This is a genomic window from Brevundimonas sp., assembly GCF_030682035.1.
In the GTDB taxonomy this organism is placed as follows: Bacteria; Pseudomonadota; Alphaproteobacteria; order Caulobacterales; family Caulobacteraceae; genus Brevundimonas.
This window is the reverse complement of record NZ_JAUXQZ010000025.1, coordinates 459,747-478,997: the sequence shown is the minus strand read 5'-3', so window position 1 is coordinate 478,997 and position 19,251 is coordinate 459,747. Positions and strand designations below refer to the sequence as shown.

The 19,251-nt window shown below is 68.2% G+C and carries 18 protein-coding genes; 8 read left to right on the top strand and 10 right to left on the bottom strand.

The features are described from left to right. The 3 genes from Q8K49_RS07675 to Q8K49_RS07665 are packed head-to-tail and all read left to right on the top strand — an operon-like array spanning position 1 to position 1,466. A complete protein-coding gene (locus tag Q8K49_RS07675; RefSeq protein ID WP_305305146.1) occupies positions 1-321 on the top strand; it encodes a 2Fe-2S iron-sulfur cluster-binding protein in 321 nt (106 codons plus the stop codon). A gap of 9 nt (positions 322-330) precedes the next feature. Further along, on the top strand, positions 331-1,143 hold the full coding sequence (locus tag Q8K49_RS07670) for a kinase (protein WP_305305145.1): 813 nt from the start codon (positions 331-333) through the stop codon (positions 1,141-1,143). Then, positions 1,140-1,466, top strand: coding sequence for a PilZ domain-containing protein (locus Q8K49_RS07665; RefSeq protein WP_305305144.1), 327 nt, complete (start codon positions 1,140-1,142; stop codon positions 1,464-1,466). Before Q8K49_RS07670 ends, Q8K49_RS07665 begins: the two co-directional genes overlap by 4 nt. Here Q8K49_RS07665 and Q8K49_RS07660 read toward each other — a convergent pair. Together Q8K49_RS07660 and Q8K49_RS07655 are read right to left on the bottom strand one after the other, a co-directional pair. Continuing rightward, the gene (locus tag Q8K49_RS07660) at positions 1,463-2,245 is read right to left on the bottom strand and encodes a sulfite exporter TauE/SafE family protein (protein ID WP_305305143.1); all 783 of its coding nucleotides are present in this window, start codon (positions 2,243-2,245) and stop codon (positions 1,463-1,465) included. The two genes, Q8K49_RS07665 and Q8K49_RS07660, sit on opposite strands and share 4 nt — an antisense overlap. Before the next feature lie 118 nt (positions 2,246-2,363). Further along, positions 2,364-2,690, bottom strand: a complete 327-nt coding sequence (locus Q8K49_RS07655) for a helix-turn-helix transcriptional regulator (RefSeq protein ID WP_305305142.1) — start codon at positions 2,688-2,690, stop codon at positions 2,364-2,366. A 70-nt stretch (positions 2,691-2,760) separates the two neighbouring features. Between Q8K49_RS07655 and Q8K49_RS07650 the strand changes: the two genes are divergently transcribed. Further along, the gene (locus Q8K49_RS07650) at positions 2,761-3,639 is read left to right on the top strand and encodes an MBL fold metallo-hydrolase (RefSeq protein ID WP_305305141.1); all 879 of its coding nucleotides are present in this window, start codon (positions 2,761-2,763) and stop codon (positions 3,637-3,639) included. Between the two features lie 2 nt (positions 3,640-3,641). On the opposite strand, the gene Q8K49_RS07645 is transcribed toward Q8K49_RS07650, so the two are convergent. After that, positions 3,642-4,484, bottom strand: a complete 843-nt coding sequence (locus tag Q8K49_RS07645; RefSeq protein WP_305305140.1) for an HAD family hydrolase — start codon at positions 4,482-4,484, stop codon at positions 3,642-3,644. Positions 4,485-4,571: 87 nt separating this feature from the next. Further along, positions 4,572-6,911: an ATP-binding protein gene (locus tag Q8K49_RS07640; RefSeq protein ID WP_305305139.1), complete on the bottom strand. Its 2,340-nt coding sequence runs from the start codon at positions 6,909-6,911 to the stop codon at positions 4,572-4,574. Between the two features lie 138 nt (positions 6,912-7,049). Here Q8K49_RS07640 and Q8K49_RS07635 point away from each other — a divergent pair, with 138 nt between their 5' ends. From Q8K49_RS07635 to Q8K49_RS07620, 4 genes are all read left to right on the top strand, one after another. Continuing rightward, positions 7,050-7,454, top strand: a complete 405-nt coding sequence (locus tag Q8K49_RS07635) for a metallopeptidase family protein (RefSeq protein ID WP_305305138.1) — start codon at positions 7,050-7,052, stop codon at positions 7,452-7,454. Between the two features lie 75 nt (positions 7,455-7,529). Continuing rightward, positions 7,530-8,699, top strand: coding sequence for a 23S rRNA (adenine(2503)-C(2))-methyltransferase RlmN (rlmN, locus tag Q8K49_RS07630; protein ID WP_305305137.1), 1,170 nt, complete (start codon positions 7,530-7,532; stop codon positions 8,697-8,699). Between the two features lie 162 nt (positions 8,700-8,861). After that, entirely contained in the window at positions 8,862-9,305 is a 444-nt protein-coding gene (locus Q8K49_RS07625; protein WP_305305136.1) for a DUF350 domain-containing protein, read from the top strand. Positions 9,306-9,309: 4 nt separating this feature from the next. Further along, positions 9,310-10,140, top strand: coding sequence for a serine protease (locus Q8K49_RS07620; protein WP_305305135.1), 831 nt, complete (start codon positions 9,310-9,312; stop codon positions 10,138-10,140). Positions 10,141-10,143: 3 nt separating this feature from the next. On the opposite strand, the gene Q8K49_RS07615 is transcribed toward Q8K49_RS07620, so the two are convergent. The 6 genes from Q8K49_RS07615 to Q8K49_RS07590 all read right to left on the bottom strand — a co-directional run bounded on the left by Q8K49_RS07615 (position 10,144) and on the right by Q8K49_RS07590 (position 19,223). Beyond that, complete coding sequence (locus tag Q8K49_RS07615; protein ID WP_305305134.1) at positions 10,144-13,020, bottom strand: pitrilysin family protein; 2,877 nt, start codon at positions 13,018-13,020, stop codon at positions 10,144-10,146. Between the two features lie 95 nt (positions 13,021-13,115). Further along, positions 13,116-14,003, bottom strand: coding sequence for a hydrogen peroxide-inducible genes activator (locus Q8K49_RS07610; RefSeq protein WP_305305173.1), 888 nt, complete (start codon positions 14,001-14,003; stop codon positions 13,116-13,118). A 288-nt stretch (positions 14,004-14,291) separates the two neighbouring features. Then, complete coding sequence (gene katG / locus Q8K49_RS07605; RefSeq protein WP_305305133.1) at positions 14,292-16,535, bottom strand: catalase/peroxidase HPI; 2,244 nt, start codon at positions 16,533-16,535, stop codon at positions 14,292-14,294. 109 nt (positions 16,536-16,644) lie between these two features. Continuing rightward, a complete protein-coding gene (locus Q8K49_RS07600; protein WP_305305132.1) occupies positions 16,645-17,028 on the bottom strand; it encodes a VOC family protein in 384 nt (127 codons plus the stop codon). A 161-nt stretch (positions 17,029-17,189) separates the two neighbouring features. Further along, positions 17,190-17,978 carry a hypothetical protein gene (locus tag Q8K49_RS07595; RefSeq protein WP_305305131.1) on the bottom strand — a complete coding sequence of 263 codons (789 nt, stop codon included), beginning with the start codon at positions 17,976-17,978 and terminating at the stop codon, positions 17,190-17,192. A gap of 456 nt (positions 17,979-18,434) precedes the next feature. Continuing rightward, positions 18,435-19,223, bottom strand: coding sequence for an EcsC family protein (locus Q8K49_RS07590; RefSeq protein WP_305305130.1), 789 nt, complete (start codon positions 19,221-19,223; stop codon positions 18,435-18,437). Between the last annotated feature and the right edge of the window lie 28 nt (positions 19,224-19,251).

Here is a 19,251-nt window from a genome sequence, read left to right as displayed (position 1 = left end):
TTGGCAAAGATTAGATACATCGAACACGACGGCCGCGAGCATGTCGTCGAGGTCAAGACCGGCCTCTCCGTCATGGAGGGGGCGATCCGCAACAATGTGCCGGGCATCGACGCCGACTGCGGCGGGGCCTGCGCCTGCGCCACCTGCCACGTCTATGTCGACGAGGCCTTCGCCGCCGAGACTGGCCGGGCCTCGGCGATGGAGGAGTCGATGCTGGACTTCGCCGAGAACGTCCAGCCGAACTCGCGCCTGTCGTGCCAGATCCGGGTCTCGGACGATCTCGACGGCCTGATCGTCCGCCTGCCCGAAAACCAGCACTGAGCCGCGGCGGTGGGCCGCGCGAACCCTGAGCTCGTCGATCTGATCGGCCGGCTGATCGTTGACAGCCAGAGAAACGAAATCGTCGCCCGCCCTCCACTGATCGCCGTGGTCGGAGCGCAGGGGTCGGGCAAGACCACTCTCGCCCGCGCCGCCGCCGAGGAATTCGGCGGGGTGCAGATTTCAATTGATGACGTCTATCTGACCCGAGCCCGGCGCGAGGCGATGGCGGAGGAAATTCATCCTCTGTTCCTGACGCGCGGGCCGCCCGGAACGCATGATCTTCGAATGCTCAGCCGGTTGATCAAGGCGCTGGGCGCCGCCCGGGCTGACGACAAGGTTCTGATCCCCGACTTCGACAAGCGCGAGGACGACCGCCGGCCCATCCGGGACTGGAGAATCTTCTTCGGGCGCCCCCGAGCGATCCTGATCGACGCCTGGTGCCTGGGCGCCCTGCCCCAGGATGAGGCCGCCCTCGCCGAGCCGATCAATGCACTGGAGCGGGAGCGAGACCCCGACGGAGCATGGCGCCGCGCCGTCAACGAACATGTCGCAGGTCCCTATGCCGATTTCGTCGCCGGGTTCGACGCCGTCCTGTTCCTGAAAGCGCCCGGCTTCGATGTCGTGCCGGACTGGCGTTGCCAGCAGGAGGCCGATCTTCTGGGCGTCGCCCCGGCGAGGCTGCCCGCTGCCGAGCGCGCGCGGCTGGCCGGCTTCATCCAGTATTTCGAGCGCCTCACCCGGCACATGCTGGACGGCGGCGTGACGGCTGATGTCGTGGTGCAACTGGATCGAAACCGTCTGCCGGGTTCTATGGGCGAATGAACGCCGCGCTGGATCGCCGTTTCGAGCCGCGATCGGCCGCCAGCACCCGCGCTGTGGTGGTGGCGCCGGGGCTGGAGCTGTCCTGCCTGATCGTCGACCATTCCCCGACCGGCCTGCGCCTGCGGCTCGACCGCAACCTTGCCCTTCCCACACGGGTTCAGCTCATCGACATCGCCCGCGCCTTGGCGCTGGAGGCCGAGGTGGTCTGGCGCAAGGGTCAGGAAGCCGGGCTGAAGCAGCGCGGCGAGGCGTCCCTGCGCGGTCTCGTCCCGTCGCGCCTCACCGCCGCCCGCGATGCCTTCCTCAGGGCGGGTGGGCGCTAAACGGCTGAAATCGCCTTGATCGCCACATAGACGGCGACGATCAGGATCAGGCCTGCGAACAGGCGTCGCCCCAAAACCGCGTTGGCGCCCAGCCGTCGGGCGATGGGCAGGCCCGCGAGGGTTCCCACCGCCCCGCCTGCCGCCATGGCCCCTACGACCGGCCAGTCGACCAGGCCCGACAGGGCGTAGTTGGCCGCCGTCGTCGCCCCGAACGCCGCGACGCTGACCAGGGACGAGGCCTGGGCCAGAGCCAGCGTCATGCCCGTCGCGCCCATCAGGCCGGGAACAATGAGGAAACCGCCGCCGATGCCGAAGAAGCCGGCCGCTACGCCGACACCTGCGCCCGAGGCGGCGACGCGCGGAGCCATGGCGCGGGTCAGGCGCACGTTCTCGGCCCCGACCGGCGCGTTCGGCCTCAGCATGGCGAGCGCGACCAGCCCCATGGCGAGGGCGAAGAAGATCAGCAGGGCGTGGCCGTCGATCGCCTTGGCCACGGACGATCCGGCGAAGGCGCCGACCGAGCCGGTCGCGGCGAACAGCAGGGCGCAGGGCCAGCGCACCCGTCCCGCCCGGGCCTGACCGGTCAGGGCCGTCAGGGCGTTCAACGCCACGCCGGCGGCCGAGGCGCCGATGGCGACGTGGGGATCCCGCACCCCGACCACATACAACAGCAGCGGTACGGCCAGCACCGAGCCGCCGCCGCCGAACACGGTCAGCAGCAGGGCGACGATGCCGCCGCTGAGGACGGCCAGCATCAGTTGGGCGACGGTCGCGTCCATGCGATCACGCGGCCCGCATCGCCCGGTTCCAGGGCATCACGGCCAGAAGCCGCGCCTTGCCAGTCTTGATCCGGGCCGAGACCTCGGCGGAAGACAGGGGGGTGAGTACGGCCATGGATCAGTTTCCTTGAGCAGGGGGGCAATAGATGTCGGCCAAGACGGCGATGACCTTCAGGGCCGCCGGGTCGGCGACGTGGTAGAGAATCGAAACGCCCTCGCGCCGGCCGGCGACCAATCCTTTCTCGCGCAGCACCGCGAGGTGTTGCGACAGGGCGGACTGGGACAGGCCTACAAGCGGCAGCAGTTCGCCGACGGGGCGTTCGCCGTCGCCGAGCTGGCACAGGATCATCAGCCGCTTCTCATTCGAGAGCGCCTTCAGGAGCCGTGCCGCATCGCCAGCGTTGTCTTTGAACTGGTCGAGGAACAGGGTGGAAAGGGTGTTCATGACGCGCAGTATATGGCCCATTGCTAATTTAGCAAGTGCTAATATATTGGAATGAACAGAGGAGCTCCGCATGACCATCGCCCCCGCGCCCATGCCGACTGTTGAGGGATTCTTCGACCCCGCGACCCACACCATCACCTATCTGGTCGCCGACCCGGCCACCGGCGCAGCGGCCGTCATCGATCCGGTTCTCGATTACGACGCCGCCAGCGGCCGCACCTCGGCCGCTTCGCTCGAGCAGGTCCTGGCCCGGATCGCCGAGCGTGGCCTCAAGCTCGAACGGATTCTGGAAACCCACGCACACGCCGACCACCTGACCGGCGCGGACGAGATCCGCCGCCGCACCGGAGCCCCGATCGGCATCGGCAGCCGCATCACTGAGGTGCAGAAGGTTTTTGGCGTCCTGTTCGAGGCCCATGACGTCAGCGCTGACGGCGTGGTGTTCGACAGCCTCTATGCGGACGGAGAGCGGTTCACCCTGGGATCGCTGCCCGTCGAGGTGCTGCACACGCCCGGCCACACCCCGGCCTGCGTCAGCTATGTGATCGGCGACGCCGTCTTCGTCGGCGACACCCTGTTCATGCCCGATTACGGCACGGCGCGGTGCGACTTTCCCGGTGGTGACGCCCGGACCCTGTATCGCTCGATCCAGCGCATCCTCGCCCTGCCGTCGCAAACGCGGCTCTTCGTCGGCCACGACTATCTGCCCGAGGGCCGCACCGACCATCGCTGGGAGACGACAGTGGCGGCCGAGGCGGCGGGCAACATCCACATCGGCGGCGGCCGTTCTGAAGACGATTTCGTCGCCCTGCGCGAGGCCCGCGACGCGACCCTCAAGGTCCCTGCGCTGATCCTGCCGTCGTTGCAGATCAACATTCGCGCCGGCGCCCTGCCGCCGGCCGAAGCCTCGGGCCAGCGGTTCCTCAAGACGCCGCTGAACGCGATCTAGGCTCAGAGATCGGCCGGCATCGTACCGCAATTGACAGCGATCCGGCCGATCAGGCCCTTGACGATCAGGTCCACCGCCGTGCCCTCGCGATAGTCGGCGGCGGCGACGAAATTGACCCGGTCCTCCGAGATCAGCCGGTGGATCTTGCGCGTGTCCCGCGGGGTGTTGTCGGGGTCATAGACGGCGATCGAATAGCCGCCCTTAGTGTGCATCATCTTCATGGTTGGCACATCGGTGTCGCCGTCGCCGAGGAAGATCATCCGCTCGAACGGAATCGGACGTTCGTCATCGGGGATGAAGCGGTTGATCCGCTCGTCGTCCCAGTGGTTGAACACGCCCTTGTTGATGCGGAACAGATACTGGGTCTTGGTCGTGTAGTTGACGCCCACGGCCGGCCAGATCGCTACATCGTCGGCGTCATAGACGTATTTCGACGCATAGACGTGGCGGAACGCCCTGGCGATCGGACAGCCTTCGATCATCTCCGTCAGTCCGGCCGAGATGATATAGTGCTCCATCTCCAGTCCGACCTCGGCCCCATAGGCGTTCATCCGGTCGAACCACGACAAATCCCGCAGTCCCTCGAACAGGGCGACGTCGCAGCCGTGGTCGCGCAGGGCCTGTCTGGTCACCGGCTGGTTCACCTGTTTGGCGGCGGCCAGCATCATCTGCATGTACATCAGTATGCCGTCGCCATCGGCCTTCCGGGTCTCGGGATAGACGCTGTCCCAGAACTGCTGGGGCTTCATGCCGATCGACGGAATGAAGCTGACCTCCTGCATATTGCCGCGCGCGAGGGTGCCGTCGAAATCGTAGATCAGCGCGGTCTTGAGGGGCTTGGCCATGACAGGTCCAGTGGCGAGGGGCGAGTGGCGAGTGGGTAGTGAGTGCGCAGGGGCGAGTCAAAGCGAGCGGGCCTTTCTCGCCACTCGTCACTCGCCACTCGCCACTCCGAGCCGCAACTCCGGCGCGGCCGCGACGACCGCCGCCTCCAGCGGCAGGTGCAGGATGAAGGTCGCGCCCTTGCCGGGTTCGCTCTCCACCTCGGCCCAACCGCCGTGCAGCTCGACCAGCGCCTTGACCAGCGCCAGACCGACGCCCGGCCCGCCGCGCTCGCGTCGCACGAAGCGATCAAAGACATGGGCCTGCAAGTGATAGGGAATGCCGCGTCCGGTGTCCTCGACGCGGATGCGGACCTCCGATGAGGTGACTTCGGCGGTCAGGGTCACGGCCCCGCCTTCCGACACGGCCCGGGCGGCGTGATCCAGCAGATGGTCGAGCGCCTGACCGACCCGCTGGGCGTCGGCGCGGATGGGGCGCAGGCCGTCGGGGCAATGGATCTTCAGACTGGCGCCCCGCGCCTCGATCCGGGCCTGGACCCGTTCGCCGGCCGCGTCCAGCAGGTCGCACACCCGGACGTCGCCGAGTTGAAGCTCCATCTCGCCCGCGTCGATCTGGGCCATGTCCAGCACATCATCGATTGAACTGGCCAGCTGGCTGGCGGCGATGCGGATGGCGCCGGCATGCTGTCGGCTGCGCTCGGGCAGATCGGCCTGCATCTCGAGCAGTTCGGAATAGCCGACGATGGTGGTCAGGGGCGTGCGCAGCTCGTACGAGACGCTGCCCACGAACTCGCGTTTCAGCGCCGTTGATTCCTCCAGCGCCTGGGCCTTGGCCGCCAGCGCCTGTTCCAGCCCGCGCCGCGCCGTGACGTCGGCAAAGGCCACCAGGGTGGCGCCGTCCGGCAGGGGCCGGGTCTGCCATGAAGCGATGCGCCCGTCGGTGGTCTTGCCCTCGCCGGCGATCGGCACCCGGCTTTCCGGATCGGGGTCAGCGACCCGCGCCTTCAACCCCAGCCACAGGGCGGGATCGGGCATGGTCGACTGGCACAGGGCCGCCACGGCGTCGAAATCCCCCGCCGCGTCCAGCGCCTCGCCCGTCACGCCCCAGAAGGCGTCGAAGGCCTCGTTGTGCAGCCGCAGACGCCCGTCGGAGCCGAACACAGCCACGGCGTCATTGAGCTTGTCCAGCGTCGCGGTCTGAACCTGGATCTGGGCGTTGAACCGGCTGCGCAGCTTCAACTCGTCGGTGATGTCCGAGAACAACAGCAGCACACCGCCCAGCGGGTGCGGCTGGCGGACGACCCTCAGTGTCCGGCCGTCGGGCAGGGACCAGCTGTCGTCCGGCGCGGCCGCCGAGGCGCCGTAGAAATCCAGCTCATTGGCCTTCCAGCCGGCGTAGTCGATGACCTCGGGCAGCAGGCGGCGCTGGCGCAGTCGGTCCAGCAGCTCGGCATGGGTCGGTCGCTCGTCCAGCCAGGCCGGATCGATGTTGAACAGCGTCTGGAAGGCGGTGTTGTGGAAAGCCAGCCGCTTGGATGGACCGAAGATGGCGACCGCGTCGGCCAGATGATTCAGCGTCTCGTCATGGGCTTCGACGTGGCGGCGCAGGGTGTCGCGGGTCTCCTCCGCCTCGGTCATGTCCAGTGCAAAGGCCAGCACCGCGCCCGCCCCCCCCTGGACCGGCTCGGCCACGATCCGCCACGCCCGCCGCCGTCCGCCGCCGGTGGTCCAGCGGAAGCCGTCCTGATGCTGGTTCGTCCGGCCCGCCTCGGCCACGATGGCGTCGGCGCCGCGGTCGAAGCTCAGCCCCTTTTCGCGCGCCTGATCGACGCTGTCGGCCTTCATCTCGGTCAGCCAGGCCTTGTTGGCCCAGGCCAGCCGCCCGGCCGCATCAGTGATCCAGGTCGGCGCCGGATAGGAATCGGCCAGCAGGCCCAGGCCGCTTTCGGCGGCCGTACCGACCAGCCCCAGCCGCGACAGCCTCAACCAGGCCGCGCCTGCCGATGACCGGCCCTCGACCGACCAGGCTCCGCCCGAGCCTTCCAGCACGGCGTCGAACGCCTCGCCCTGATCGATCAGGGCGTCCAGCCGCGGTCCAGCCGCCAGCCGCACGGCGTCCAGCACGACCAGCCCCGGATCGTGCTCATGCTCATCGACGCGGGCCAGATCAAGCGTCAGGGCCTTCCAGGCCTGGGGCGCGCCCAGCCGCTTGGTCCGACCGTCCGGCGTCAGGGCCAGCCGCACATCCTCGAACGCCGCCAGCGCGCCGTCGCGATCGGCCAGGTCGACCAAGGCTGCCGCCAGGTCGGACTCGGCCACCCGGTTGCGCACCGCCAGTCGCCCGCGCAGCCGCGCCGCCCAGGCGCTGAGGGCCAGGGCCAGCCCCGCTGCGCCCGCGGTCGCGACATAGGCGATGTCGGCCTCGGCCATGGTGTCGTGTCCGCTCCCGCGCCCTGATTCGGTAACCATAACGCATGAGGGGCGGGGGTCGAGGGATCAGGCAGTAGGCGGTAGGGTTCGTTCCGCCTGCCCTTCCTAATTCCTGTTGCCTGCTGCCTACTGCCTCATATGACCTGGACCACCCAGACCGCCCCCTCCCTCGACGACTTCGCCCGGCTGGCGCGCGAGGCGTTCGACGTCCTGCCCGAGCCGTTCCGGTCGCTGGCGGGCGAGGTGGTGATCCGCGTCGACGACTTCGCCGACGAAGAGACATTGGCGATGATGGAGATGGAGGACCCGTTCGAACTGACCGGCCTCTACCACGGCATCGACATCGGCCTGCGCGACTCCCTCGGCCCCGCGGCCGAACCCTCGCGCATCTTCCTCTACCGCCGCCCGATCCTCGACGAATGGTGCGAGCGCGGCGACGTCGGCCTGTCCGAGATCATCGCCCACGTCCTGATCCACGAAATCGGCCACCATTTCGGGCTGGATGACGACCGGATCGATGTGATCGAGGATGAGGCGGACTGAAGCGGCTGTCTCGCGCCTTAAATCCTTCCCGATCTGTGGTATAAGCCGCGCCTCCCACGCTTTCAGGATGCCGCCTTGAGCCTGACGCTCGACCTTTCCCGCACGCCCGCACAGCGAGCCGCCGCCGCCGCGGCGGCGCCCGTCAACCTCTCGGGGCTGACGCGCGCGGGCCTGCGTCAGGCATTGATCGACGCCGACATCTGTCCGCCCGAGAAGGCGAAGATGCGCGCCTCGCAGGTCTGGGGCTGGATCCACCATTTCGGCGTCACCGACTTCGCCGCCATGAGCAATGTGGCGAAGGATACGCAGGCGAAGCTCGCCGCCGCCTTCACCCTCTCCCGGCCCGAGATCGTCGAGCGCCAGGTGTCGAAGGACGGCACCCGCAAATGGCTGATCCGCACCGCGCCGGGCATCGAGATCGAGACCGTCTACATCCCCGACGTCGGGCGCGCGGGCGCCCTGTGCGTGTCCTCGCAGGTCGGCTGTACGCTGAACTGCACCTTCTGCCACACAGGCACCCAGAAGCTGGTCCGTAACCTGACCGCCGCCGAGATCGTGGCCCAGGTCCAGGTCGCCCGCGACGACCTCGAGGAATGGCCGTCGCCCAGGGAAGACCGCCGTCTGTCCAACATCGTCTTCATGGGCATGGGCGAGCCGCTGTATAATCTCGACCACGTCGCCGACGCGATCGACATCATCTCCGACAATGAGGGCATCGCCCTGTCGCGCCGCCGGATCACCGTCTCGACCTCGGGCGTCACGCCCCAGCTGGAGGCATTGGGAACCCGCACCCAGGCCATGCTGGCGATCAGCCTGCACGCGACCAACGACGCCCTGCGCGACGTGCTGGTGCCCCTGAACAAGAAATACGACCTCGCCCAGCTGATGGCCGGCATCCGCGCCTATCCGGGACTGTCCAACGCCCGCCGGGTGACGTTCGAATATGTGATGCTGAAAGGCGTCAACGACTCGCCGGACGAGGCCCGCGCCCTGCTCAAACTGATCGAGGGCATCCCCGCCAAGGTCAACCTGATCCCGTTCAATCCGTGGCCGGGCACGGACTATGAATGCTCGGACTGGAAGACGATCGAACGGTTCGCCGCCATCCTCAACAAGGCCGGTTACGCCAGTCCGATTCGCACCCCCCGCGGCCGCGACATCCTTGCCGCCTGCGGTCAGCTGAAGTCCGAGAGCGAGAAGGTGCGGGCCTCCGTGCGCAGGAAGTCGGAAGCTGAAGCCGCCTAGGGTTTGGGGTTTGCGGTATGGGGTCTTGGGATCGAGAGTCCCATCTCCAAACCCATCCCCGACACACCGCGTCACAGTTCTTGACCAACTGTGTCCCCATCCCCCTTGCGGATTGAGGCAAAAACCGGGCAATCGTCGCCGGGCTCTTGCAACCGGACAGCCATGGACTCCTCGTCCCTCACAACCCTGCTCGAAAGCGCCGAGGTCCAGGCCTTCGCGTCAGGCTTCCCGACGACGCTGGCGCACCTTGGCGTGACACTGGCTCTTCTGGCGGTGGGGGCGATCCTCTATGCCCTGTTCACGCCGTGGAAGGAGATCGCCCTGATCCGTGAGGGCAACGCGGCCGCCGCCGTCGCCTTCTCCGGCGTTCTGGTCGGCCTCGCCATCCCGCTCGCGGTCAGTCTCAGCGTCTCGACCTCGATCAAGGACATCGCTCTGTGGGGCGTCGCCACTGTGGTGCTGCAGCTTCTGGCGTTCCGTCTGGTCGACATGGTCCTCACCGGCCTGCCCCAACGCATCCGCGACGGAGAGATCGCCGCCGCCGTCCTGCTGGTCGGCGCCAAGCTGTCGACCGCCCTGATCCTCGCCGCCGCCCTGACAGGCTGAGGCCGTGGCCTTCCCCAAAACGCCGGACTGGCTCGTCTATTCGCTGGTCGTCAGCGCCCTGGTCATCTGGTCGCTTCGGTTGCGCGAAAACGCTGACGCCCCGCCTGCGCCGCCTGCGCCCGATGAGGTCGAGGGCGCCCTGCTGGGACCCATCACGCCGTTCGATCCGGCCGTCACCGTCAACGCCCCGGACATTCCCTTCCAGCCGGCCTCCGGCACCGCCTTTTCGATCTCTCGCGACGGCCTCTGGGTCACAGCCCGTCATGTGGTCGAGGGTTGCCGACGCCCGGCCATCATGGTCGGGGGCGGCCGGGCCGTGGCGGCGGACGTGCGGCTGGCGCCCCGCGCCGATATCGCCGTCCTCCTGACCCGGGGCGGGTCCGACGCTGTTCCGGTCATGGCCCCGTATGCCCTGCGCGCCGGACAGCGCGGCTTCCATCCCGGCTACCCCCAGGCGCGGGCGGGCGAGGTCGCTTCGCGCCTGCTCGGCCGCGAGACGCTCAGGGTGCGGGGCCGGGGACAGCGCGACGAACCGGTTCTGGCCTGGGCCGAGGTCGGCCGTACCGACGGTCTGGGCGGCACCCTGGCGGGCCTGTCGGGTGCGCCCGTGCTGGATCGTCAGGGCCGCGCGATCGGCGTCACCATCGCCGAAAGTCCGCGCCGGGGCCGGATCTACACCACCTCGCCGGACACCTTCGGCCCCGCCATCCGCGGGGTCCAGAAGGCCGACGAGCCCCTGACCGGCCGCATCGTCACCGTCGACAACTACGGCCTGGTCGCCGACGACCTGCGCCGCGAACTGCGGGTGGCGCAGGTCGTCTGTCTGTCGGCCTGAGGCCTACCTCAGCGTCACCGAGTCGATGTTCAGGCTCGACAGCGGCACCACCTCGATGTTGGGGTATTTCGCCCGCAGCGCGGTCAGGAAGACTGCCGCGTCACCAACGATGACCAGGCTGGCGCTGGAGGCGGGCAGGTGTTCGGCGGCAGCGGCCCGGATGGCCTCCGGAGTCACGCCATTCACGTCGTCGTCGTAGCTGGCGAGGCTGGTCAGCGGCAGGCCGTACAAGGCCAGATTGGCGACCAGACCGCCCAGACCATCCACGGTCTCGAGCTGACGACCGAACGAGCCGATCAGGGTCGCCCGGCGCGGGGCCAGTTCGGCCTCCGTCGCGGTGGTCGCCGACAGACGGGCGATTTCCGCCAGAATCAGTTCGGCCACTTCCGGCACAGCGTCGTTACGGGTCTGGGCCGAGGCGGTCAGTATGCCCTCGTCCTCGCGCACCCCGAGGCCGGAGTTGGCCCCGTAGGACAGGCCGCGCTTGATCCGGATCTCCTGATTGAGGCGCGCCGAGAAGCCGCCGCCCATCAGACTGTTGCCCACCAGAAGCGGGAAATAATCCTCGTCGGTGCGGGCGATGCCGCGCAGGGCCGCGACCACCGCCGCCTGACCGGCGCCGGGCTGGTCGATGACGATGATGCGCGGCGCCACCAGCGCCCCGGCCGGGTCGTCGATCGTCGCCACGGTTCCGGCCGGATCGCGCCAGTCGCCGAAGGCCTGTTCCGCCAGCGCATAGGCCGCTTCGGGCGTGATATCGCCCGAGAACACCAGCGTCGCGTGGCTGGGCCGGTAACGGCCCTCATGGAAGGCGACCAGATCGTCGCGGGTCAGGCCCGGAATGGTGCCGGGGGTGCCTGAGCCGGGCAGGGCGTAGGGCGCCTCGCCGAACACCGCGCGGGCGGCGGCCAGGTTGGACACCGGCCCCGGCTGCGACAGGGCGACCCGCAGACCGTTCAGCGTCTGGGTCTTTTCGCGGTCCAGCTCCTCGGCGGCATAGGCCGGGTTGCGCACCACGTCGGCCATCAGGGCCATGGTCTGCGGGAAGACATTGGACGGCGAGGAGGCGAAGACATTGGTGAAGTCCACGCCGGCGCCCGCGCCGATATCCGCGCCCAGACGCTCGATCTCGGTGGCGATCTCGGGAGCGGAGCGGGTTTGTGTCCCCTGGGTCAGCAGCGAGGCGGTGAAGTTGGCGACGCCCGCCTTGCCCGCCGGGTCGTCAGCGGTGCCGGCGTTGAAGCTCAGCCGGGCCGAGATAAGCGGTAGACCCGGCTTGCGGGCCACCAGCACCCGCATGCCGTTGGCGAGCCGGCGCTCGGCCACCTGTGGCGTGGCGGCGTCAACGGCGGGGCCCGGCTGCGGCAGGGGCGTACGCTGGCCTTCGGGCAGCAGGGTCACCCGCTCGCCCGCGGCCGCCAGGGTCGCCAGGGTGATCGGCGCGGTAAACACTTCCTGCACCGCCGAAGCCGGATTTTCGGCGTCAGCCTGCAGATAGCGCATGGCGATGGCGCGATCGTCGCGCAGGTACTGGCGCGCCACACGCTGCACGTCGGCGACGGTCACGGCCTGGATGTTGGCGACGTCGCGATCCGCGCTGGTCGGATCGCCGGTCATGATCAGTGTGTAGCCCAGCGCGAAGGCCCGGCCGTCGATGGTCTCCAGCCCCCGCAGCGCGCTGGCCACCAGTTCGGTCTTGGCCTCGGCCAGTTCGGCCTCGGTGACCGGTTCGTCGCGAATGCGGGCGACCTCGGCGCGCAGGGCGCTCATTCCTTCGTCCGGCGTATGGCCGGCGCTCATGATGGCCGAGGTGTTCAGCACCCCGACCTGCTGCTGCTGGCTGTTGGACGAGGTGGCCGAGGTCGCGATCTGCTGACGATAGACCAGCGCCTGGTACAGACGGCTCGACTCCCCGGTCGACAGGATGCCGTCCAGCACGTCCAGCGCCGCCCGGTCGGGATGGGCATAGGGCACGGTGGGCCAGGTGATCTGCACCATCGGCAGGGGCACGTTCGGACCATAGAAGGTCGCCTCGCGCGCTGTGCCGAAGCTCTCGGGCACGTTGTTGACGGGCAGGGCGCGGTCGGGATTTTCGATGCCGCCGAAATAGCCGTCGATCCAGGCGTCCAGCTGGGCCTGATCAAAGTTTCCCGCCACGATCAGATAGGCGTTGTCGGGCCGGTAGAAGGTCTCATGGAAGCGCAGCACGTCGTCGATGGTGGCGGCGTCCAGGTCGGCGATCGAGCCGATGCCCGGGCGGCGATAGGGGCTGTTCTGAAAGATGAAGGCCTGGGAGTGCAGGCGCTGGAACCGGCCATAGGGGGTCGACAGGACGCGCTGGCGGAACTCCTCCTTGACCACGTCGCGCTCGCTCTCGAACGAGGCCTCGTCGACGACCAGCGCCCCCATCCGCTCGGATTCGGCGAACAGCATCCGCTCCAGATGCTGGGCCGGCACGGTCTCATAATAGTTGGTGACGTCCAGACCGGTGGAGGCGTTGTTCGAGCCGCCGACATCCTCGGTCAAACGGTCGAAGGTCTCCTGCGGCAGGTTCCGCGTCGCCTTGAACATCAGGTGTTCGAACATGTGGGCGAAGCCGGAGCGGCCTTCCGGATCGTCCTTGGCGCCGACCTTGTACCAGACCTGGACCGTGACGTTCGACGTGGCGGTGTCACGCGCGGTGAACACCCTCAGACCGTTCGGCAGCGTCCGCTCGGCGAAGCCCAGCGGCGGCACCACGATCTCGCGGCTGGCGGCGGGAGCCGCGACGGCATCCATGCCCGGCGCCGCCATATCGGCGGTCATGTCGGTGGAGGCGCAGGCGGAAACGCCCAGCATCAGGGCGGCGATCGAGGCGGCGGTGAACAGGCGGGACTTCATGGGGCAGGGCTCCGGACGCCCGGCGCATGCGGGCGTGCGAACCCTATCAGGGCCGAAAGGCGGCGCACCTTACGGAGTCGTAATGAAACCATCGCTCAATCCAGTCTGAGCGCGTCCGCCAGCAGTCTCGCCTCGGCCGCCCGGCTGGAGCCCGCGCGCCAGGCCACCACGATCTCGCGGCGCGGCGCCCTGGCCGTGATCGGCCGGACCACGACCCCGGGCAGGTCCGCCAACCCGGCGCGCACCGCCATCTCGGGCAGGAAACTGACGCCCAGGCCGGCCGAGACCATCTGCACCAGCGTATGCAGGCTGGTCGCCGCGAAGACGTCCTCGCCGCGCGGCGGCTCGATGCCGAAGGCGGCCAGGGCATGGTCGCGCAGACAGTGGCCGTCCTCCAGCAGGATCAGGTCCTCCGCCTTCAGCGAGCCCGCGGGGATCGGGCCCGTCCCCGCCAGCGGATGGCCGACCGGCGCGGCGGCGAGGATTTCATCATCGCCGATGCGGGCGTGGTCGATGCCGGGCGCGGAATAGGGCAGGGCGATCACCGCAGCGTCCAGCTGGCCGGCCTTCAGCCCGGCGATCAATCGGGGCGTCAAATCCTCGCGGATGAACAGCCGCAGCGCCGGCCAGGCCGCCTTTACCCCCGGCAGTTTGGCGGGCAGCAGAAAGGGGGCGACCGTCGGGATGACGCCCAGCCGGAACCGCCCCGACAGCGGCTTGCCCGCATTGCGCGCCGCCTCGACCAGATCCTCGGTTCGGGCCAGCACGTCCTCGCCGCGCCTGACCGCCTCGGCCCCGACGGCGGTCAGCTGGATATTGCCGCGCGTCCGCTCGACCACCGGCGCGCCGAGGATCTTCTCCAGTTCCTGCACCCCCGCCGACAGCGCCGGCTGGCTGACATGGGCCGCCTCGGCGGCGCGGCTGAACGAGGCGTGTTCGGCCAACAGCTTGAGATACTGGAGCTGGCGCAGGGTCGGGAGCATGGCCGACATATAGGCGGCTGCTATGGCGTTATCCAAGGCAATCAGCCGACCCTATGCCGCTGAAGGAGGCGGGCTCATCACAACGGGCACAACGAGGGCACGACGGACACAACGGGTTCCGAGGCTGTGACGGAGTCGGATTCTCAGACTTCGATCAATCAATGCGGCGAAGCCGCGATCCCATGACCCCGCAAGAATCCGCTCATGAGACCTCTTCACCGGTCCCGCCGTGTCCTTTGTGACTTCCGTTGTGCCCGTCGTGATGAACCTTTCAGCCGGCGAGTCCGGTCAGGCCGCCGCCGTTCCGAACTCCTCCTTCAAGGTCACGTCGAACCGGTCGGCGTTCATGACCTTGGTCCAGGCGGCCACGAAATCGCGGACGAATTTTCCGCCCGCATCGGCCGAGGCATAGACCTCGGACAGCGCCCGCAGCTGCGAGTTGGAGCCGAACACCAGATCGGTGCGCGTCGCCGTCCAGCGCTGCTCGCCCGTGAGGCGGTCCGAACCGACGAAGGTCTCGTCACCGCTGTCATCGACCTGTTTCCAGCCCGTCCGCATGTCCAGCAGATTGACGAAGAAGTCGTTGGTCAGCTGCCCCGGACGGTCGGTGAACACCCCATGCTTCGACCCGCCGTGGTTGGCGCCCAGCACCCGCAGGCCGCCGACCAGCACTGTCATCTCCGGCGCCGTCAGCCCCAGCAGCTGCGCCCGATCGACCAACAGCTCCTCGGTCGGAACATTGTACCGAACGCCCAGATAGTTGCGGAAACCGTCCGCCTTGGGCTCCAGCACCGCGAAGCCCTCGACGTCGGTCTGCTCCTGACTGGCGTCCGTCCGGCCCGGGGTGAACTCCACCTCGACCGCCTGACCCCCGGCCTTCGCCGCCTGTTCGATCCCGACCGACCCGCCCAACACGATGAGGTCGGCGATCGAGACGTTGAGGCCCGCCTCAGCCTTGATCCGCTCATAGGCCTGCAGAACCTTCGAAAGCTTGCCCGGCTCATTGACGTCCCAGCTGCGCTGCGGCTCCAGCCGCAGGCGACCGCCATTGGCCCCGCCGCGGTGGTCCGAGCCGCGATAGGTCACCGCCGAAGCCCAGGCCGTCGTCACCAGCTCGGCCACGGACAGGCCCGAGGCCACGATCCGGTCCTTCAGCGCCCGGATGTCGGCCGCGCCGATCATCGGCCCCTCATGCGCCGGGATCGGGTCCTGCCAGATCAGGTCTTCCCGCGGCACTTCCGGCCCGAGGTAGCGGACCTTCGGCCCCATGTCGCGGTGGCACAGCTTGAACCAGGCGCGGGCGAAGGCGTCGCCGAAACGGGCCGGATCACCCCGGAACCGCTCCATCACCTTGCGGTATTCCGGGTCGAATTTCATCGCCATGTCGGCGGTGGTCATCATCGTCGGCACCCGCTTGCCCGGCGTGTGGGCGGCGGGGGCCAGCGTCTCCGCCGGATTGCCAACCGGCTGCCACTGTTTGGCGCCGGCCGGACTGCGGACCAGCTCGTAGTCGTGGTCCAGCAGCATGTCGAAATAGGTCATGTCCCACTGGATCGGCGTCGGCGTCCAGGCCCCCTCGATGCCGGAGGTGATGGTGTCGTCGCCCATGCCGCTCTCGTGGCCGGAGATCCAGCCCATCCCCTGCTGGGCGATGTCCCCGCCCTCGGGCGAGACCCCGACCTTGGACGCATCGCCGGCGCCGTGCGCCTTGCCGAAGGTGTGGCCGCCCACGGTCAGGGCCACGGTCTCCTCGTCATTCATCCCCATGCGGGCGAAGGTCTCGCGGATATCGCGCGCCGACTGCAGGGCGTCCGGCACGCCGCCGGGGCCCTCGGGGTTCACATAGATCAGCCCCATCTGGATCGCGGCCAGCGGGCTTTCCAGCGCCATCTCCCGGTCGGGCTGGATGCGGGTCTCATTGCCCTCCTCGCCGACCCATTTCTCTTCGGTGCCCCAATAGACGTCCTTCTCCGGCTCCCAGACGTCGGCCCGGCCGCCGCCGAAGCCGAACACCGGCCCGCCCATGCTCTCGATGGCGACATTGCCGGCCAGGATCATCAGGTCGGCCCACGACAGGCTCGCCCCGTATTTCTGCTTGATCGGCCACAGCAGGCGCCGCGCCTTGTCGAGGTTGCCGTTGTCCGGCCAGCTGTTCAGCGGGGCGAACCGCTGCTGCCCCGCGCCCGCGCCGCCGCGACCGTCGCCGGTGCGATAGGTGCCGGCCGAGTGCCAGGCCATGCGGATGAAGAAGGGGCCGTAGTGGCCATAGTCCGCCGGCCACCACGGCTGGCTGTCGGTCATCAGGGCGGTCAGGTCGCGTTTGACCGCCGCATAGTCGAGGGATTTGAAGGCCCTGGCATAGTTGAAGCCGTCGCCCATCGGGTCGCCGGTCCGGCCCTGCTGGTGCAGGATGTCCACGGCCATCTGGTTCGGCCACCAGTCGCGGTTGGTCCGGCCCAGCAATGACCGCAGCGCCGCGGGCTCCTTCTTCGGATCGTTGAGGGGCGTGGGGCCGCCGGCGTGTCCGTCCATGATGTCCTCCTGGGTCTGGGCGCGATCGGCGCGAGCCTAGACCTGTCCTCGACCAAGGGATAATCGATAAACTCTGTCGTCAGGAACAGGAGAATCTATGGTCGGACGGTCAGGCCACCGCCCCCTGCTCCATCATGAAGGCGTTCAGCTTGTTGCCGTCGGGATCGCGGAAATAGGCGGCGTAGAACGCATCGCCGCGCGGTCCCGGCGGTCCCTCGCAGGTCCCGCCGTGGGCCAGGGCGACTTCGTGCAGCCGGTGGATCTGTTCGCGCGACGCCGCCTCCAGCGCCACCATCACCCCATTGCCCACCGTCGCCGGCTGCCCGTCGAACGCCTTGGTCAGCCCGATGCCGGCCCCGCCGCCCGGCGTGCCCCAGGCGATCGCCCCCGGCCACTCCATCATCCGCGACGTCCCCATCTCCGCGGCGATGGCGTCATAGAATTTTGCCGCCCGCTCCAGGTCGTTCGTCCCCAGCGTCACATAGCCGATCATGTGGAAGCTCTCCCTTTTGAGCCCCGATCTATGCACGAACAAAACGCGAACTCAAGAGGCGGGGGGATGTATCCCCACAGGACATGTCGTCCTGAGCTGGTACGCCCCTCTTGAGCAAGAGAGGATTGGCAAGTGATAGACCAATCGCGGCGCTGTCGCTGCTAGGTCAGGACGTGGGAGCCTTCGCGAATGTGGAGTTCGAGGTCGCTCGACAGGTCCAGTATCCCCTTCGTCGCTCTCTCCTTGCCGAAGGCGTCCCGGTAGCGGACATCAACGTCAAGCCAGATGACCTTCTCGCCACCGGCGATGCGCTGGTGGTCTTGCCGGGTCATCTTGACGTTGACCTGATAAGTGAAGCTGTCACCACGGGTGATGCCGCCGATCGGGAGATCGGCCTTCCGATCATCAATGACATCCACGTCATCGCGCCAAGGTCGCTGTGTGCGTCCGTCGATTACGACATGGAAGGCGGGCGTCTCTCCGAAGTTCTTCAGTTTAAAGGAGGCGCAAAAGTCCTCACACGCCAGCGTGTCGTTCAACCGCGTGAAATCCACCTCGGAAATATCCAAGTAAGCCCTCAACTGGGTGCGCGTTGTCGTAACAGTGATCCAAAGTGTGACGCCCGATATGATCAAGGCGAAGCCGCCGAGAAACACACTCCATCCTACGAGCCACGTTTGGATAGCGACCTCGGTCAACTGTCCGTCCGCAGACACGGCCATGCTCTCTTGCGCCGCAAGATCGCGAGCATCCCGCTCGCTTTGGGCGGCTTTCTCGCGGGCGGCGGACTCCTCTTCGCTTTGAGAGGTCGGCGCCTCTTGGGATTGGCGTGCTTCTTGTGCGGCCTGATGATTGCGCTGATCAGCCTGGGCGTCGTTGGGGGCGCTCTGTAGGCCCGCTAGCCCCAGCGCCACGACAACCGCACATATCGAGAGTATCATCCGCCCCATGTAGGCGATCTAGATGCCAGAAACCGACGATAGGCAACGCTTCGACCGTCTGCTGGCCGCCTTGTCATCCCGGACGCCGCGATAGCGGCGATCCGGGACGCTAGAGCCCACCAACCTCCCCCTCCCGGAAGCTGCGTCAGCAGCTATCCGGGAGACGGGTCAGGACGGGCGCGACTCCCACCCGTCTCCCGGACAATCGCGAGGGCGATTTCCGGGAGGCCAAAGCCTGTGGGCGCACGCCGTCCCGGATCGCCGCTATCGCGGCGTCCGGGATGACAAGCGCGTTTTCTCGAGCGGTGCGCCATTCTGCAAGCTTGGGACTAGCTTCGCCCCGGTCCACCTTGGCTTGATTGGTGGCTGCTGATCGCCGAGCGGAGCAAATTGCATTTTTTGCAAAGAAGTCCCCTCGCAGAGCCCGAGCCGGTCCGATTACCCTTGACCCGGCCTCAGCCCGGCTCAGCCCGCCTCCCCCAACCACCGCATCCGGCACGTCATCATCGCCGTCTCGCCCAGACGGTCGACCAGCCGCCAGTTGACCACGGCCCCGATCGGGGCTCCGATGACGGGGATCAGCTGGGCCAGTTTGGCCAGGTCGATATAGTCGCGGTACTCGATCTGGAACCGGCGCCAGTCGTATTCCGTGATCGCCTCGGGCTGGTCCACGCCCGCGATCCAGCGCTCCAGCTCCGCCAGCGCCTCGGGCCGCCGCCTGGCGCTGGCGAAGGCGAGGTGGAAGATGTGCAGCAGGAACAGACGCTCGCGAACCGCATCCCCGCCCCAGCCATAGGCGCCGACCACATCGCCCAGCATCCGCACCTTGATGGCCATCAGGGCCGGAAAGTCCGCCGCCGCCAGCACGACGCCGCCGGCCCCCGCGACCCCGCCCTCGACGCTGGCCGTGGTGCGGTACGCCTTGATTTTCGCCCGCGCCCGCAGCTCGCGCGCCGCCAGCGAGCCGTCGGCGGTGGGCCGCGTCTGGATCAGGTCCGAGCCGAACAATATCCCCTTCGTCATCGCCTCGACGCCGGCGGTGATGATAGCGTGAACCCGCTCGGGGATGATTTTGTTGATCCGGTCCTGGGTTCCGCGCGTGGCCTTGTCCCACAGGCCCGGCCGCTTCAGCACCTTCGCCCGCCAGGCCGCGACCTCGGCCCGCACCGTGGTCTCGTCGACGACCGTGATCAGGCCGGCGGGCACAGCCCCGGCGGCGACGAACTCGGGACGGGTTTCGGGCAGGCGGGACATGATCGGTTCTCGGGCCGCTCCGTTACGC